Here is a 15412-nt window from a genome sequence, read left to right on the forward strand (position 1 = left end):
CATCTCCCGGCGTCCCGCCGGGCCCAGGTCTTGGTCCTTCGGACAGGAGTTTGACCGAGGCTGATGTCCCGAAGGGCTAATCTGCCAACCTATAGGTTGGCAACTACGCTCGGTTTGCCAAGCCACGGTATGGCAGAAGCTCCGGAAGGCCGGAGCCAGCCGGTGCCGTGCTCACTTGTTCCCGTCGATCCACTTCGACATCAGCCCCTTGTCGCGGAAACATTCGTCCGGCACGGCGCGGCGCTTGATCCGGGCGAGGCGTTCTGCAAAGGCGACCTGCCTTGATGTCGGGCGGCTTTCCTGCGCGCCCGGGTTCATCTTGGCTTGTTCGTCGATCCAGGCACTCAGGGATCGCCGATCTTGCTGAACCTCCCACGGCAGAAGCGTCTGGTTGCGCAGGGCCAGCGCGCGGGCATAGGCGATCTGCTTTGGCGTCGCGGGCAGGGCGTAAGTGGTGCTTTCCATCGGGGATCTCCCTTCTTAGCGTCGCTTTCAGCATAGAACATAACGGGAACAAAATCAAGCCGCCTGCGGAAATCATGGGGTTTGAGAGGAAGAGGAGGGCCGGGGAAGGTCAGGCCTGAGGGTGCCCGAAAGAGGGTGTCCGGGGCTGATCCTGTCCCTCATTCCGGAGTTTCCCGATGACCCATCTCGCCCATTTTGCGACCGAGCGCGCACTTGCGCCTGTTGTCCCCATCCCGTCCCCCGATACGGCCGCTGCGATCTTGAGCGTGGCCAAAGCGCTGCAGACTGATCTGGCGCAAGGTTTCCAGATCGACGCGCTGCGCCTGCGCCTTGAGATGGAGTGCGCCTTTGGCGGCTCTGACGCGACCGGCGCCTGGGACTGGAAGCTGGCCTATGAAGCAGGCGAGGCAGCGCTTGTCCTGTTCCTGCGGAAATTCGGCCGCGCGCTGTTGGCGCGGGCGGGCTCGCCCGCAGCACTGCTGCCGATCCTTGCCAAGGTGTCCGGCCTTTTGCCGACCCACACGCGGCGGTCTGAAGAGATGGAGCGGTTCCAGCAGTTCTCGACGCCGCTGCCCATGGGGCTGGCGGCACTGGCTGCAGCACAGATCACCGCGCGCGATCTGGTGCTGGAGCCATCGGCCGGAACAGGCCTTCTGGCGGTCCTCGTAGAAATCGCGGGCGGCAGCCTCGCGCTGAACGAGCTGGCCGACACCCGCGCTGATCTCCTGCGTCGACTGTTTCCGGGTCGGCCTGTCACTTGCTTCGACGCTGCACAGATCGACGATCATCTCGACGCGGATCTGCGCCCGAGCGCCATCCTGATGAACCCGCCATTCTCGGCGGTGGCGAATGTCGACGCCCGCAGCACTGAGGCGACAGCCCGGCATCTGCGCTCGGCGCTCGCGCGTCTGGCCCCCGGCGGACGGTTGGTCGCCATCACCGGTGCGGGCTTCGCGCCCGATGCGCCCGCCTGGGCTGAGACCTTCGGGCGCCTGACCGAGACCGCGCATCTGGTCTTTACGGGTGCGGTGTCCGGTGCCGCCTTCGCCAAGCACGGCACCAGCTTTGAGACGCGGATTTCGGTCTTCGACAAATGCCGCGGTGGCGAGGCGGGCGGCATCACAGCCGATCTGGCGCGCCCGATATCGCCTGATGTCGCCAGCCTGCTGTCGCTGATCACTACCCATGTCCCCCCGCGCCTCGAACTGGCGCAGGTCGCACCAGCCGGGCAGGGCCCCACTTCCCCCTTCCCGGGAAATCCTGCCCGCACCACGCGCACAGGCATCAGCTCGTCGCGCGCCACGCCTGCAACAGCCCCCACCAACACCGCGGTGCAGATCGAGGCCGCAGACCTCGCCTATACCCTGCGCGATGCAACCGAGGACGGGGCCAGCGCGCGCCTGTCGGATGCTATTTATGAGACCTTCCGTCTGCAGGCGATCGACATTCCCGGAGCGGAACCGCACCCGACCAAGCTTGTGCAATCTGCGGCCATGGCTTCGGTCGCGCCCCCAAAACCCAGCTACCGGCCCAAGCTTCCAGCCGCCATTCTGCGCGATGGCCTTCTGTCCGACGCGCAGCTTGAGACTGTGATCTACGCGGGCGAGGCGCATGGCGCTTATCTCGCGGGGTCTTGGACCGTCGATGAGACCGGCGACATGGTCTCGGCCGCGCCGGACGATGGCGCTGACGCCGTCCGTTTCCGCCGCGGCTTCTTCCTTGGCGACGGCACCGGGGCGGGCAAGGGCCGCCAGTCGGCCGGGATTGTGCTCGACAACTGGGCTCAGGGTCGGCGCAAGGCGCTCTGGATCTCGAAGAGTGACAAGCTTCTCGAGGACGCTCAGCGCGACTGGTCTGCCCTTGGCCAGGAACGCTTGCTGGTCACGCCGCTGTCGCGTTTTGCACAAGGCCGCGACATCCCGCTCTCCGAGGGCATTCTGTTCACAACCTATGCCACGCTGCGCTCCGAGGAGCGGGCTGCAAAAAAGTCCCGCGTTGACCAGATCGTCGACTGGCTCGGGGCTGATTTCGACGGGGTGATCCTGTTCGATGAAAGCCATGCCATGGCCAACGCCGCAGGAAGCAAGGGCGAGCGCGGCGATGTTACGGCCTCGCAGCAGGGCAGGGCGGGTCTGCGGCTGCAGCACAAGCTGCCGAATGCCCGCGTGGTCTATGTTTCGGCCACGGGGGCAACCTCGGTGCACAACCTTGCCTATGCGCAGCGCCTCGGTCTGTGGGGCGGGGAAGACTTTCCGTTTTCGACGCGGGCGGAATTTGTGCAAGCTATCGAAGCTGGCGGCGTTGCCGCGATGGAGGTCCTGGCCCGCGATCTGCGGTCGCTTGGCCTCTACACGGCGCGCTCGCTGTCCTATGACGGCGTCGAATACGAGATGCTGGAACATGCGCTGACGCCGGAGCAGCGCGGCATCTATGATGCATATGCGCTCGCCTTCGGAGTCATACATCGGAACCTGTCCGCGGCGCTGGAAGCGGCCAACATTACTGGCGAATCCGGCGGCACGCTAAACCGTCAGGCCAAATCCGCGGCACGCTCGGCCTTCGAGTCCGCCAAGCAGCGCTTCTTCGGTCATCTCCTGACCTCCATGAAGACCCCCAGCCTCATTTCCAGCATCGAGGCTGATCTGGCAGCAGGCCATGCTGCCGTCATCCAGATCGTCTCAACCGGTGAGGCGCTGATGGAGCGCCGCCTGTCGGACATCCCCACGGATGAATGGAACGATGTGCGCGTTGACATTACGCCAAGAGAGGCCTGCCTTGACTACCTCGCCCATTCCTTTCCGGTGCAGCTCTACGAGCCCTTCACTGACAGCGAGGGCAATCTGTCCTCGCGCCCGGTCACGCGCGATAGCCAGCCGGTGGAATGCCGCGAGGCGGTGCGCCGCCGCGATGCGCTGATCGAGCATCTGGCAAGCCTGCCGCCTGTGCCCGGCGCGCTGGACCAGATCGTCCAGCGCTTCGGCACCGATCTGGTGGCGGAAGTGACGGGCCGCTCGCGCCGCATCGTGCGCAAGGGCGAGGGTCATTTGGCGCGGCTCGTCGTCGAAAGCCGGGCGGGGTCTGCCAACCTCGCGGAAACCGCCGCCTTCATGGATGACCAGAAGCGCATCCTGATCTTCTCGGATGCCGGCGGCACGGGGCGCAGCTATCACGCCGATCTCGGGGCGAAGAACCAGCGCCTGCGGGTCCACTACCTCCTGGAACCGGGCTGGAAGGCCGATGCGGCCATTCAGGGACTGGGCCGCACCAACCGCACCAACCAGGCGCAACCACCGCTGTTCCGGCCCGTTGCTACCGATGTGAAAGCAGAGAAACGCTTCCTCAGCACCATCGCGCGTCGCCTCGACACGCTCGGGGCGATCACGCGCGGCCAGCGTCAAACCGGCGGGCAGGGGCTGTTCCGGCCCGAGGACAATCTGGAGTCTCCCTATGCCCGCGATGCCTTGCGCCAGCTTTACCGCCGCATCTATCGCGGCGATGTTGCGGGCTGCTCGCTTGGGGAATTCGAGGATGCCACCGGTCTCAGCCTGACCGATGACAACGGCCTCAAAGACGATCTGCCCCCGATCACGACTTTCCTCAATCGCCTGCTGGCGCTGACGATCGACATGCAGGCCGTGCTGTTCTCGGTCTTCGAGGAACTCCTCGACCAGCGAATCGAGGGCGCTATCGCTGCCGGGGTCTACGACCTCGGGCTCGAGACGCTGCGCGCCGAGAGCTTTCAGGTGACGGACGCACGGGTGATCTACACCCATCCCGGCTCCGGCGCAGAAACCCAGCTCCTGACCATCGCGCAAAAGCAGCGCAACACGCCGACCGCGCTCGCTGATGCGCTCGACTGGCTGGACGATCCGAAGGCGCGTTTGCTAGTTAACAGCCGCTCAAACAGGGCTGCCGTGCAGGTGCCCGCGACCAGCTTGATGCTGGACGACGGCACCATCGAACCGCGGCTGAGGCTGATCCGGCCAACGGAGGCCAGCACGGTTCCGGCCCGGATGATGGAGGACACCCACTGGCTCGAAGCCGACCGCGCAGTCTTCGCCGCCGCCTGGACCGCGGAACTGGCCGAGGTGCCGGAATTCACGGAAACCACGCTGCACATCGTGGCGGGGCTGCTGCTGCCGATCTGGAAGCAACTGCCGCAGGACGAGACCCGCGTCTACCGGCTACAAACCGACGATGGGCAGCGCATCATCGGTCGCCGCGTCTCGCCGTCTTGGGTCGCGACCACGCTGGCCGCCGATGCGCCGAAGCTCACGGCGGCGCAGGTCCATGCCCTTGTTCTGGAGGGCAAGACGGTCGTGCGCTTGGCCGAGGGGATGGAGTTGCACAGGTCCCGCGTCATGGGGGTGAACCGGATAGAACTGTCGGGCTTTTTGGGTGCCGCCAAGGACCGGCTCAAGGCAGATGGGTTCTTCTCGGAGATCATCGCCTGGAAGCTGCGGCTCTTCTGCCCAGCAGACTCCAGCGGCATCGCAGTGCTTGATCGTCTGCTTGCACGTTGTCCCGTGACAGGACTACATGCGCGTGGAGGGTGCTGAGCCATGTATTCCGAGACTGAAGATGTGATCCGCGCTCTGGCGGAGAACGCAGAGAGCGTGTGTCGCGCCTACCTTCCCGCCGGACGGCGGGAAGGGTCCTACTGGATCGTCGGCGATTTGCAGAACAATCCCGGCCGGTCGCTCTTCGTGCGGCTGACTGGACCCACATCAGGACCGGGAGCCCGTGGCAAATGGCAGGACGCTGCTGTCGGATTGCATGGTGATCTTCTCGACATCATCCGTGAGCGAACGGGGATTTCCCGCTTTCCCGATCTTCTCACTGAGGCCCGAGCGCATTTGGGCCGCCCCCAGCCGGTCCTCCCGAATACGCCAGTGCCGAAGAAGGCCAAAGCCCCCGGTGGCACACGAGCCGCGGCGGCGCGGCTCTTTGCAGCCTCTATGCCAGTCGCAGGCACGCTTGCTGATACCTACCTCCGCTCCCGAGGCATCACCCAAGGCGGCACGATGAGCGCGCTGCGCTTCCACCCGAAGTGCTGGCATCGGGATGAGGGCCAGACCCGGAGCATCCCCAGACCGGCGCTGATAGCTGCGGTCACCGATGGGGCAGGGGCCTTGCAGGGTGTGCATCGCACCTGGCTTGCGCACGACGGACAGGGCAAGGCGGAGGTCAAAACGCAGCGACGTGCCATGGGTCACCTCCTGGGCAATGCCGTCAGGCTGACCCCGCAGCAAAACATCCTCGTGGTCGGCGAGGGCATCGAGACCATGCTGTCCCTGTCCGAGGCGGCCCCCGGCCTTCCCGTCTGGGCGGCGCTCTCGTCGGGTCACCTCGGGGCCGTCCTGCTGCCAGAGGGATTGCAGCGCCTCTACATCGCGATCGACCGCGATCCGGCCGGGCAACGCGCGGCAGAGAGGTTGAGCGCCAAAGCCACAGATGTCGGGATTGGGTGCCATGTGCTCGAGCCACAACTCGGGGATTTCAACGATGATCTCCGGGCGACCGGCAAAGAGGCGCTGCGCCAGCATCTGGCAGGGCAGATCGGGCTTGAGGATCGGCAGCGCCTGTCAGGCTGAGCAGCATCGCGCAGGGGGCGGTCAGGGGCAGAGGGGGGGTAGGGGTCCTGCAGTCCTGTCGCGGGTGTGGATCATCACCTTTGCCTCTTGCCGGGTAAATCTCATCCACCCGACACCCGCGCGGCCTTCAAGAGATGGGCAGGCGGCCGTCAAAGGGGACGCCCCATCAAGGGCGGCAGGCAAGCTATTTCCGCCGCTGGGGACGAGCCCCCGCTTTGCATCGCGAAACAAATAGCTTGCCTGCCGCCCTCCTCCACATGCGTTCCGGCCCCGAAAGGCGGGGTGAAGGGGCGTCCCCCATGACGGCTTTCGCAGCCCATGAAGGCCGCGCGGGTGTCGCGCGGTTGAGACAGGCCCGGAGGCAAGAAACCGATGACGATCCACACCCACGACGACGCGTATGAACCCGCCCACACCGCATCCCAGACCGCCCATGCGCTCGACGAGTTGCAGCTTTATGGCTTCCGTCCTTTTGATGAGCCCGATCCGCGCCCGATGCCCGATGGGCAGCGCCTTGCGGTCGCCGTCGCCGACATCTTCGATGCCCTCGTCGCGAGCCTTGAAGACACCCGCATGGAACCCGACCTCGAAGAGGTGCTCTGGGGCCAGGTCAACCTCTTCCACCGCGCGACGGCCCGGATCGAGCGGTCGCTCGATGAAAACGAACAGGCGCAGCGCCGCCTTCAGCGCGAGCAGGACGGCTCCGAGGTGAAATCCACCGAACTCGAGCGCCTGACGGCCGAAGGCCTGACGCTGATCGAACGGCGCAACTGCATGGACATGATGCGCGATCACGCCGCCACCGAGTTCGTCCATCACACGGGATCGTCCTGGCGCCCCCGCACGGGCTCGATGGTGAACCGTCAGCACATGACCGCCGCGCTCATTGACAGCCGCGACTTCCTCGCCGCCAAGCGCCGCGCAGAAACCGAGGTGATGTTGCCCGCAGGCCCCAAGGTTGCCCTCACCGGCGGGACCGACTTCAACGATCACCGGCTGATCTGGGGAAAGCTCGACCAGGTCCGGACCAAGTATCCCGACATGGTCCTTCTCCACGGTGGAAGCCCCAAAGGCGCGGAACTCATCGCCGCCAAATGGGCCGAGGCCCGCGGCGTGACGCAGGTGGCCTTCAAGCCCGACTGGACCAAGCACGCCAAGGCGGCGCCCTTCAAGCGCAACGACGCTATGCTGGACGTGCTACCCGTGGGCGTCCTCGTCTTCCCGGGCACCGGCATCCAGGAGAACCTAGCCGACAAGGCCAAAAAGCTCGGCATCCCGGTCATGAAGTTCGAGAAGGGGGCATGAGCCCCCTTTTCCTCTCGCGGGGAAATCGAGGTGGAAGAGCAGGCTTCCACCTGATATTTTGGAAGAAAGCCTGCTGGATCACGATATGTCTCACTCTGTCGCTCAACTTGAGGTGTTCCCGACCGACCTGCAGATGCGGCGGATCGATCCAGCCTGCAACATGCGGCGGTTTTACCGCATGAGCATTCAGCCCGATCTCTTTGGGGGCGCCAGCTTGGTGCGCGAATGGGGCAGCATTGGCGCGCGCGGGCAGATGATGATTGAGCAGCATCCAGATGAAGGGCGCGCCGTAACCGCGCTGATGAAACTTGCGGCGATAAAGAAGCGGCGGGGTTATGCATGATGCGCGGCCGCGGTTCGAAAAGCGGGCAGACACAGGAAAACGAGGGGGAGATGGCACTCGACACTGACAAGATCGATGATGCGGCTCTCGCGATCCTTAGCCTGACGCTGCATTACGGCGATCAGGTCTGGAAGGGAATCGATTGGGCCATCACCAACCGGCTTTTCGAGAAAGGCCTGATTTTTGATCCCAAAAACAAGGCGAAATCGTTGAGCCTGACCCCAGAAGGGGTCGCGCATGCGCGGGAAATTCTCGCGCGGGAGTTCAGCAAGGCCGAGTGACGGGCGGCTTTGCGGGACCTTACAGTCGTTCGCTGCATCTGCGCGCAATTTGCTCGCATCCGCATTTGCAGCATCAGCAACGCGCAGGGCGGCAAGCGGGCGTTCGCTGCGCTCCCGTCGAAAATCACCTGTCCTTCTGAAAGCAGTCATTCATTTGGGCGTAGAAACCAGTCGGCCGATCGGATGATCCGCCGCACTACACCGAGGCGCCTCCAGCAGAATCAACCTTGAAGCTGTTGGAAAGCCAGAGGGAATAGCCGAAAATCCCCGTTCTCTCTAACCCTACATCTTGTATCATGTTGCCTCAACCGCAATATCCGTAGTATGCTTTTGGTGAGCTGTTGCGTCAGCGATGGTGCGTATTATTGACCAATACTGAGGCAAACAATGTTTGATGAACCTAAGGTGATGTTCTGGCCAGTCGGCACAGGGGATAGCACAACTGTTGTCGTCCAGAATGGCATTGTTTTGCAGGTTGACTTGCGAGATCTTCATAGCGCTGGCGATGCAGACGATGATCATGCTGCCTTGGTCGACAAACTCGTAGAAAACCTCCCCACAGTGAACGGCAAACCATATCTTTCAACCTTTGCTTTGACCCACCCTGATAAAGATCACATTCAGGGCTTCCACGATTTGCTTGATCGCGTCACGATTGGCGAAATCTGGTTTACCCCGCGCGTCTTCATCGAGAACGATCAGGATTTGTGCGATGATGCAGTAGCCTTCAAAGAAGAAGCCGAGCGCCGTGTTCAAGAAACGATCAACTCAGGTGGTGACGTTGGCGCAGGTGATCGGGTCAGACTCATCGGATACGATGCCCTTCTCAAAGAAGATCACTTCGTCGGCTTCCCGGAAGATCGCCTGACTGTTCCTGGCAACTCGATAACAGAAATTGACGGTGTCGATTACGAGGGAGACTTCAACGCGTTCATCCATGCACCATTCGCGGAAGAAACTGATGGTGACCGCAACAACACAAGCCTTTGCATGCAGGTTGTTCTGGGTGATAACCCTTCCAAAGGGGGCGTTCTCCTGTTCGGCGACATTGCCTACCCGCGTCTGCGCAAGATCATCGACAAGACCAAGGAGGCTGGCAACGAGGAGTACCTCGCCTGGAAAGTGTTCCTTGCACCGCATCATTGCAGCAAGTCGGCCATGTACCAAAAGGAAGGCGACAAAGAAGTTCTCAAGCAGGATATTCTTGATGATCTGGCGGAGTATCAGGTTGATGGCGGCGTGATTGTCGCCAGCAGCGAAAAAATTCCCTTGCAGAATGCATCTGGCGAAAATCCACCGCACGCAAAAGCGAAGAAACGCTACGAAGAAATCGCTGATGGAGGTTTCCTCTGCACTCACGAGGATGGAGAAGACGGAGAGCCCCTGGTCTTTGATGTTTCCGACGGCGCGCTAGACGCTCCAGAAGTTGCGCAAGCGGCCGCTGCAAGGAAACTTGCCGATGCGGTTGATGATGCGCGCGGATCAGACAGCCCGCCCTCGGAACAGGTCGGGTATGGCTGATTTCACGACGAGAGGGCAACAACTTGCACTCGACCAACTCCAAGATATCGCGGCAGCCAGCGATGATACGATTGATATCGTTGACGTAAAGCCACCTGCTGGCCAAGGCCTTTCTCTTGTTATTCGCGTGTCTATTGATACGAGCGGATACGCTTATGAAGATGGCGGCTTCGACTATAGAAGGCGCGAGCCGCTGAACATTTTCGTGTCGCCGCATTTTCCAGTGGAACCGCCAAGGGTCTACTTCGCACACAAGCGCTTTCTCGGGCGCGCCCATGTGCAGTGGGGTGACTACCTCTGTTTGTACCAGGCAACGGATGTCGAATGGGCATCGCAGGATGGAATGTTTGGCCTGATCAAACGTCTGGACGATTGGCTGCGTGATGCTGCCCGCAATCAGCTTGACCCGGAGGATGCACCTCTTCACCCGCCAGTTGAATACACTTCCTCCGACATCAAACTTGCGGTCGAGATCGATGCGCCAGAGATTGAAGATGGGAAATCCTTCTGGCTTGGAACAGGAAAACTAACCAGACGGAATGACCATTGCTTTGATATTTCAGAATGGTCCGAGACGCCGAGCTCGCTGCCGAAGGATGAAAAGTTTGCCGCAGTCGTGCTGCTCAATCAGGCCATGCCGATGGAGTACCCTGACACGATCAGCAAACTCATCACGACGCTGGAAGCTCGCGGAGTTCCCTTCGATCTGCTGTTCTCAATCCTGAAAATATTTGCCCTGTGCCAACCTGATAACGAACCGCTCTACTTCATTCTTGGCGCGCCCATGAGGCGAAGAGCGGCGGATGAGCCATTACGACAGCACCTCAGCGCCTGGAAGATGGATGCGGAGTATGTCAAAGCTCTCCAGGGCATAATTCTGGAAGAGAATACCGAGGCAACGCTGGAAGCCTGGAAGGTCGTTCTTGAGTGGGCAACCGAAGCCAAGACCGAATGGTGCCGCGTCTACGATAACCGTCCCGAGGTTACCTTTCGTCGGGACCAAGGCACCAAAGCCAGCTGGTTTCTTGGCAAGAAGATTGCGCTGTTGGGTTGTGGCGCGCTCGGCTCTCATATCGGTGAATACCTCGCTCGCGCTGGAGCCGAAAAAATTCGCCTGGTCGATTATTCAGCCGTCAATGCTGGCATCCTTGTTCGGCAGCAATTCCGAAACTATCAAGTCGGTTACTCAAAACAAAGCGCCTTGTCTGTACAGCTGCGTGCGATCAACCCAAAGGCAGACATCGATCATGAATTCGCCAACCTAACAAAAGGTTGGCCAGAGGCACTTAATATCAGTGATTTCGATCTTGTCATCGATGCGACGGCGTCAAGACGGGTTGCCACCGCCTTGCAGCTTGATCTGACAAAGCACAATGATGTGCCGCCGATGCTACGATGCGCGATCAGCGCAAATGCATCAAAAGGTATCGCCACTTTGAACATGCCTGGTTCAGCTTTTGGCCCTGCCGACCTATTGCGTCGCACCAAAGTCGCCGCAATGTCTGATAGCGGTTTGACAGATTTCGCCGAAGCGTTTTGGCCATTCGATCAGCACGAGCGAGGGTTTCAACCCGAACCAGGTTGCTCCGAGCCTACCTTCGTGGGATCAGCTGCAGATATCGCCTTTTTCGCATCCTCATTCTTCAACTTTGCAGCTTCGGCCTTGAGGGAGGGCGGTGACTCAAAGGCAACAGCATGTTTCGTTCGTGTGTCACATGATGACGGCTCAATGTCCTCGCATCTTGTCCCGCTTTGCCAACCCAGTATCCACGTCGAGGCTCATCATGGATACCGCGTCCATCTCTCTCATCGCGCGCAATCAGCGATAGACAGTGAGATCAAGTCAAACGCCCGTACGGGCAGCGCTAAGGACGAAACTGGGGGTATCCTCCTTGGCGAAATTGATGATGCGCTGGGAATAATTTCGATTGATGTGGCCACAGGACCGCCGCCAGACAGCAAAAAGTCTCCCGAGCTTTTTGAGTGCGGCATTGAAGGGACGCACGCGCTTTGTGAATTCCACGCAAAAGAAAGCGGCAACTCAACGAAGTTCGTTGGAGTCTGGCATACGCATCCTGTTTCCATACCAAAGCCAAGCATGGTAGATCTTGGCGCCATGGCGCAGATACTCCATCTACAGGAAAAGACGCCGCGTCATGTTGTGATGCTGATCGTTGGTCATGCAGCCACGCGTCCGACCTGGCGCTTTCATCTGTTCAGGCGCAATGAATTTCAAGTCGTTACCCTTGCCGCTGGGGAGAGTGTCGATGAGTAGCAAGTCTTTCAAATTCGGACTTGCGCTATCAGGCGGTGGCTCGCGAGCGGCAGCGTTTCATCTTGGATGTATGAGGGCTTTGAATGATCGCGGCATTCTCGATCAGGTCCTAACGCTTTCCACTGTATCCGGCGGAAGTGTGATTGGCGCGCTTTGGGCATACTCGGACGATAGTTTCGAAGAATTTGATCAACGCATGCAAATTATTCTGCGCAAAGGGCTGAAAAAGGGGATCATCCGATACACCCTCTTTTCTGGCGAAGCGCCGAAGATCGTTGGGACGATCTTCACATCAGGCGTTCTCGCGGCGCTATGCTCGTCGGCAAGGCTTCTGATTTCTGCGCTTGGGCTTGTCGGCATCAAACATGCGAGCCTGGATTCATTGAAGCTACGTCTTCAAGCACCGCTTCCCAGATTTGCGAGCAGAACAACAGCCTTTGCACGATTTCTTGACGATGAGTATTTCAAGGGAACCCTCCTCAAGGGGGTCAAACGCCAGAACCTGAAAATCATTATCAACGCGTCAGAGCTCAGAACCCAATCGGCATTTCGCTATGGCTCAATGGAATCTGGATGTTGGAGATTTGGAACGCTAACCGAAGACACGTTAGTCGCAAAAGCTGTTGCGGCCAGTGCCTCGTTTCCAGCCATCCTTCCAGCTTTGGATGAACAGCAGCGCTACATAAAGCGCGGTGAAACGGCCACGCATCGAACAATCGTCAGTGACGGCGGCGTCTATGATAACCTTGGGACGAGTTGCCTCATCCCTAAGCGCGATAGCAGTTTTAGCACGAATGTGAATGAGACTGATTTCATTATTGCCTGCGTCGCAGGCCAGGGCATTCCCGATGGTTCCTCGCTACCATATTTTTGGCCGTCCCGAATGATCGAGACGATTAACACAATTCATCGTCGGACTCATTCAATAACATTCGATCTCTTGCACCGTCTCAAGGAAAGCGGTGAGATTAAGGGTTTTCTTTTGCCGTATCTTGGGCAGAACGATGCTGCCCTGCCGTGTCCGCCCCCTGACCTCGTAGCGCGTGACAAGACGTTTGATTACCCAACGAACTTCGATCCGATGTGTCAGGAAGACTTGGAGTTGATCGCAAAGCGTGGTGAACAGCTCACCAAAAACCTAATCGAGACATATCATCCTGATCTTTGAAAGATTGATTGGCGCATAGCCAGCGCCGTCCTAGTCTCGGTGAAGTTCAAAATGGGCCCAGTAGTGATTCACTTTATCGACTTGGACAGGTCGAAATGGCCAGAGATCACGCAAGACATCTGCATGCGGATGTCCAAAACTGCGATGCCCAGGATCCGAGCTAAAGATACTGAGCCCGGGTTCGATCATGGATGCAAGGCCGGTAAACCAATTGTTCTTTGAGCCATGATGGGGCACTTGAAACACTGTCGGCTGGAAAGATCGTTTGTGTCCCAAATATCCGACCAAAGACTGCCATTGATGGTCCGTACTTAGATTACCATCACCCGTATAGATAACTGAGCCGTCAAATTTTTCCTCGAACCACGGCCAGTTGGTCCGCCAATGGCCGATGGGACCTCCATATAAGAATAGGCTAAGATCGTTGAGCTGAGACTTCGGGAATGTCCGCACGTAATGATCCTTCAGTTCCCGTAGCGCATCCTTGCGATCATTGTCGGAGCTGTTTAGGAGGGCATCGCGCAAATCATTCACTCGCTCGACAAACCTCGCTACGTTCTGTGGCCTAGTCGTTGGATCGTTGTAGGGCACGAATTCCCAGAGGCTAGGGATGAACGCCGTGCCACGCGGATGCATCATCAGCATTTGGTAATGATGCCTTGCGCCTGACAGATATGACATCCATTCGGCCATCCAGTCTTGGTCGCCTTTCTCCTGGCGGATCTCTGCTTCGGCTTCAATCTTCAACGGCAGATCGCCATCAGGGTCAAAGTCAGGCTCGCCGCCCCCGTCCGGATCAGCTGGTCCGTCACCATCAGAAAACGGCACAAAGACGATTTGATTGAACCCGTCACCGGCTTGATCGACTAAGTATTGCGCTGGGTCGGTATAGAACGCAAATTCGGGATCGTCAGGTTCGAGCCCCTGCGCATATCCGATGGCGAGCCGGTGCCAAAGCGGGGCCCAAGGCAGCATGAGGGTGCGCGTACCCACATCGTTGAGCAACTTCACCATCCCGCTGATATGGTCAGCGTCAAAATGAGAAATCACAACAAGATCTAGCCTGCGTCCATCTACGCGGCTCTGGAACTTACCAAGAGCGTTCCTCACCAGCCGTTGTGACGAGGATGTGCCGCAATCATAAACCCATTGAAAATCCGGTCTCGAATGATGGTTAAAAGATGAACCAAGGGTAAGCCGCCCTGCGGAAAATAAGCCTTGGCCTACTGGGTGGAAACGATACTGGACATGTATTTTCATCAATAACCTTCAAAAACTTGCAACTATTTTCTGTGACTCCAGACTAGCAACTTTTCCAGCCAACCCAATAGGCCAATCGTGACCGATTGCATGACTCTGCAAGTTGCTGTGAAGCTCACCAATGACCGGAAGTGGCGCGCTCCGGCGGAACGTGGTTGGATGGATGTTGAGCCTTGCACCGATGACCGCTTTGGTTCGCTGCGTTTGCGAGATTGATGGCATGGTTGAAGGACAGGTTTGGGCCGAACACGATGCTGCACCTGCGAAATAGGCTTCCATGCTGCGATGTGCGTGACTGTAATGGTGAAGGTTTCGACATGGGCAAGCCCCGTAAGCGGGGCCGGGCTGCTGAGGCTCCGCCCTGAATTCTGACCTTGCTGTATTCCTGTGCCAATACGTCTTGGCCTGTCTCATCCTGAGCCATCCCAAGACGTTTGCCACATGGTCGCCTTCACGATCCGCTTTCAGCCCTGACGGGTCTGCATCCCTCTTGCAAGGCGGACGCTGCCGCCGGGCGAAGCCGAGGGGCTTTAGTCTTCGCCACCTGGCATAAGATTCAGAAGGGCTATGCGTCTGGCTTCTGGTCGAACAGAATAACGTGCGCGCCTTCTTCACTGTCAGGGTTGCCTACCAGCACGAACGGCATATCCGACCCGTTCTTCTCGTAGAGACGGCGGTATTTCATCTGGCCGCTGAGCGGATCGCGCACTTGGTCATAGCGAAAGCTGTGCTGAACGCCGTCTTCGATCCAGGCCTTGACGCCATCGGGGGTCACCAGTGCAAGCGGCGCGCCGTCAAGCAAGATTGTCTCGCCAACGTTGAAAATCTCTTTCATCTCATGGGTCTCCTATCGGTCTTCTTTGGTAGCGTTACAAACCGTCGTCGCCTTTGCAACGATCTCTGCCCCGCGTGTTCCCTCTCTCGGTGTCATTGCCCCGGATCACAATCGTGTCCTGCTCCGGTCGCTCGCGAGCATTTTAGGGCTGGAGGCGGTCTATCCCGCGTCCTCATAGGGCTCGTACCTCAGGTTCGCGCCGTCCGCCTGATCAAAGTCATCGGACCATCTGGTACGGCGCATGCCGCAGCTCCATTGGAATACGACGCCGACCTCGACGTCTTCACCGTTTACCGACGCCCAAATGACTTCGACGGGGTAACCCGCATAATTCTTCATGCTCTTCTCCTGACCTCCATTTGGTC

At 59.4% G+C, this 15412-nt stretch carries 13 protein-coding genes; 9 read left to right on the plus strand and 4 right to left on the minus strand.

Annotation, left to right across the window (positions count from 1 at the left end):
* Window positions 1-171: 171 nt before the first annotated feature.
* A complete protein-coding gene (locus tag ACSSVY_RS15160; RefSeq protein WP_067297285.1) occupies window positions 172-465 on the minus strand; it encodes a hypothetical protein in 294 nt (97 codons plus the stop codon).
* Between the two features lie 176 nt (window positions 466-641).
* Between ACSSVY_RS15160 and ACSSVY_RS15165 the strand changes: the two genes are divergently transcribed.
* The 8 genes from ACSSVY_RS15165 (at window position 642) to ACSSVY_RS15200 (ending at window position 12952) form a co-directional block, all read left to right on the plus strand.
* A complete protein-coding gene (locus ACSSVY_RS15165) occupies window positions 642-5024 on the plus strand; it encodes a strawberry notch-like NTP hydrolase domain-containing protein (RefSeq protein WP_454270503.1) in 4383 nt (1460 codons plus the stop codon).
* Between the two features lie 3 nt (window positions 5025-5027).
* Window positions 5028-6059, plus strand: a complete 1032-nt coding sequence (locus ACSSVY_RS15170) for a DUF7146 domain-containing protein (protein WP_067297302.1) — start codon at window positions 5028-5030, stop codon at window positions 6057-6059.
* 372 nt (window positions 6060-6431) lie between these two features.
* On the plus strand, window positions 6432-7364 hold the full coding sequence (locus ACSSVY_RS15175) for a DUF2493 domain-containing protein (RefSeq protein ID WP_067296638.1): 933 nt from the start codon (window positions 6432-6434) through the stop codon (window positions 7362-7364).
* Window positions 7365-7449: 85 nt separating this feature from the next.
* Window positions 7450-7707 (plus strand): WGR domain-containing protein, encoded by a 258-nt coding sequence (locus ACSSVY_RS15180; RefSeq protein WP_067296648.1) that lies wholly within the window; start codon window positions 7450-7452, stop codon window positions 7705-7707.
* Between the two features lie 50 nt (window positions 7708-7757).
* Window positions 7758-7988, plus strand: coding sequence for a DUF6429 family protein (locus ACSSVY_RS15185; protein WP_067296651.1), 231 nt, complete (start codon window positions 7758-7760; stop codon window positions 7986-7988).
* A 387-nt stretch (window positions 7989-8375) separates the two neighbouring features.
* On the plus strand, window positions 8376-9509 hold the full coding sequence (locus ACSSVY_RS15190) for a ComEC/Rec2 family competence protein (RefSeq protein WP_067296640.1): 1134 nt from the start codon (window positions 8376-8378) through the stop codon (window positions 9507-9509).
* Entirely contained in the window at window positions 9502-11784 is a 2283-nt protein-coding gene (locus ACSSVY_RS15195; protein WP_161489486.1) for a ThiF family adenylyltransferase, read from the plus strand. The genes ACSSVY_RS15190 and ACSSVY_RS15195 overlap by 8 nt, the downstream gene beginning before the upstream one ends.
* Window positions 11777-12952, plus strand: coding sequence for a patatin-like phospholipase family protein (locus ACSSVY_RS15200; RefSeq protein WP_067296653.1), 1176 nt, complete (start codon window positions 11777-11779; stop codon window positions 12950-12952). The genes ACSSVY_RS15195 and ACSSVY_RS15200 overlap by 8 nt, the downstream gene beginning before the upstream one ends.
* 30 nt (window positions 12953-12982) lie before the next feature.
* On the opposite strand, the gene ACSSVY_RS15205 is transcribed toward ACSSVY_RS15200, so the two are convergent.
* A complete protein-coding gene (locus ACSSVY_RS15205; protein ID WP_114273189.1) occupies window positions 12983-14212 on the minus strand; it encodes an MBL fold metallo-hydrolase in 1230 nt (409 codons plus the stop codon).
* A gap of 121 nt (window positions 14213-14333) precedes the next feature.
* On the opposite strand from ACSSVY_RS15205, the gene ACSSVY_RS15210 reads away from it, so the two are divergent.
* Complete coding sequence (locus ACSSVY_RS15210; RefSeq protein WP_454270507.1) at window positions 14334-14483, plus strand: hypothetical protein; 150 nt, start codon at window positions 14334-14336, stop codon at window positions 14481-14483.
* A 294-nt stretch (window positions 14484-14777) separates the two neighbouring features.
* Here ACSSVY_RS15210 and ACSSVY_RS15215 read toward each other — a convergent pair whose 3' ends face one another.
* Both ACSSVY_RS15215 and ACSSVY_RS15220 read right to left on the minus strand, forming a co-directional pair.
* Window positions 14778-15047 (minus strand): hypothetical protein, encoded by a 270-nt coding sequence (locus tag ACSSVY_RS15215; RefSeq protein WP_072506879.1) that lies wholly within the window; start codon window positions 15045-15047, stop codon window positions 14778-14780.
* 159 nt (window positions 15048-15206) lie between these two features.
* Window positions 15207-15386, minus strand: a complete 180-nt coding sequence (locus ACSSVY_RS15220) for a hypothetical protein (protein WP_114273190.1) — start codon at window positions 15384-15386, stop codon at window positions 15207-15209.
* Window positions 15387-15412 lie beyond the last annotated feature (26 nt).

Source organism: Roseovarius sp. MBR-51, assembly GCF_053628575.1.

What these genes read in the sequence shown, in the direction of transcription:
- ACSSVY_RS15160 (WP_067297285.1), bottom strand. Translation starts at nt 465, where the DNA reads ATGGAAAGCACCACTTACGCCCTGCCCGCGACGCCAAAGCAGATCGCC.
- ACSSVY_RS15165 (WP_454270503.1), top strand. Translation starts at nt 642, where the DNA reads ATGACCCATCTCGCCCATTTTGCGACCGAGCGCGCACTTGCGCCTGTT.
- ACSSVY_RS15170 (WP_067297302.1), top strand. Translation starts at nt 5,028, where the DNA reads ATGTATTCCGAGACTGAAGATGTGATCCGCGCTCTGGCGGAGAACGCA.
- ACSSVY_RS15175 (WP_067296638.1), top strand. Translation starts at nt 6,432, where the DNA reads ATGACGATCCACACCCACGACGACGCGTATGAACCCGCCCACACCGCA.
- ACSSVY_RS15180 (WP_067296648.1), top strand. Translation starts at nt 7,450, where the DNA reads ATGTCTCACTCTGTCGCTCAACTTGAGGTGTTCCCGACCGACCTGCAG.
- ACSSVY_RS15185 (WP_067296651.1), top strand. Translation starts at nt 7,758, where the DNA reads ATGGCACTCGACACTGACAAGATCGATGATGCGGCTCTCGCGATCCTT.
- ACSSVY_RS15190 (WP_067296640.1), top strand. Translation starts at nt 8,376, where the DNA reads ATGTTTGATGAACCTAAGGTGATGTTCTGGCCAGTCGGCACAGGGGAT.
- ACSSVY_RS15195 (WP_161489486.1), top strand. Translation starts at nt 9,502, where the DNA reads ATGGCTGATTTCACGACGAGAGGGCAACAACTTGCACTCGACCAACTC.
- ACSSVY_RS15200 (WP_067296653.1), top strand. Translation starts at nt 11,777, where the DNA reads ATGAGTAGCAAGTCTTTCAAATTCGGACTTGCGCTATCAGGCGGTGGC.
- ACSSVY_RS15205 (WP_114273189.1), bottom strand. Translation starts at nt 14,212, where the DNA reads ATGAAAATACATGTCCAGTATCGTTTCCACCCAGTAGGCCAAGGCTTA.
- ACSSVY_RS15210 (WP_454270507.1), top strand. Translation starts at nt 14,334, where the DNA reads ATGACCGGAAGTGGCGCGCTCCGGCGGAACGTGGTTGGATGGATGTTG.
- ACSSVY_RS15215 (WP_072506879.1), bottom strand. Translation starts at nt 15,047, where the DNA reads ATGAAAGAGATTTTCAACGTTGGCGAGACAATCTTGCTTGACGGCGCG.
- ACSSVY_RS15220 (WP_114273190.1), bottom strand. Translation starts at nt 15,386, where the DNA reads ATGAAGAATTATGCGGGTTACCCCGTCGAAGTCATTTGGGCGTCGGTA.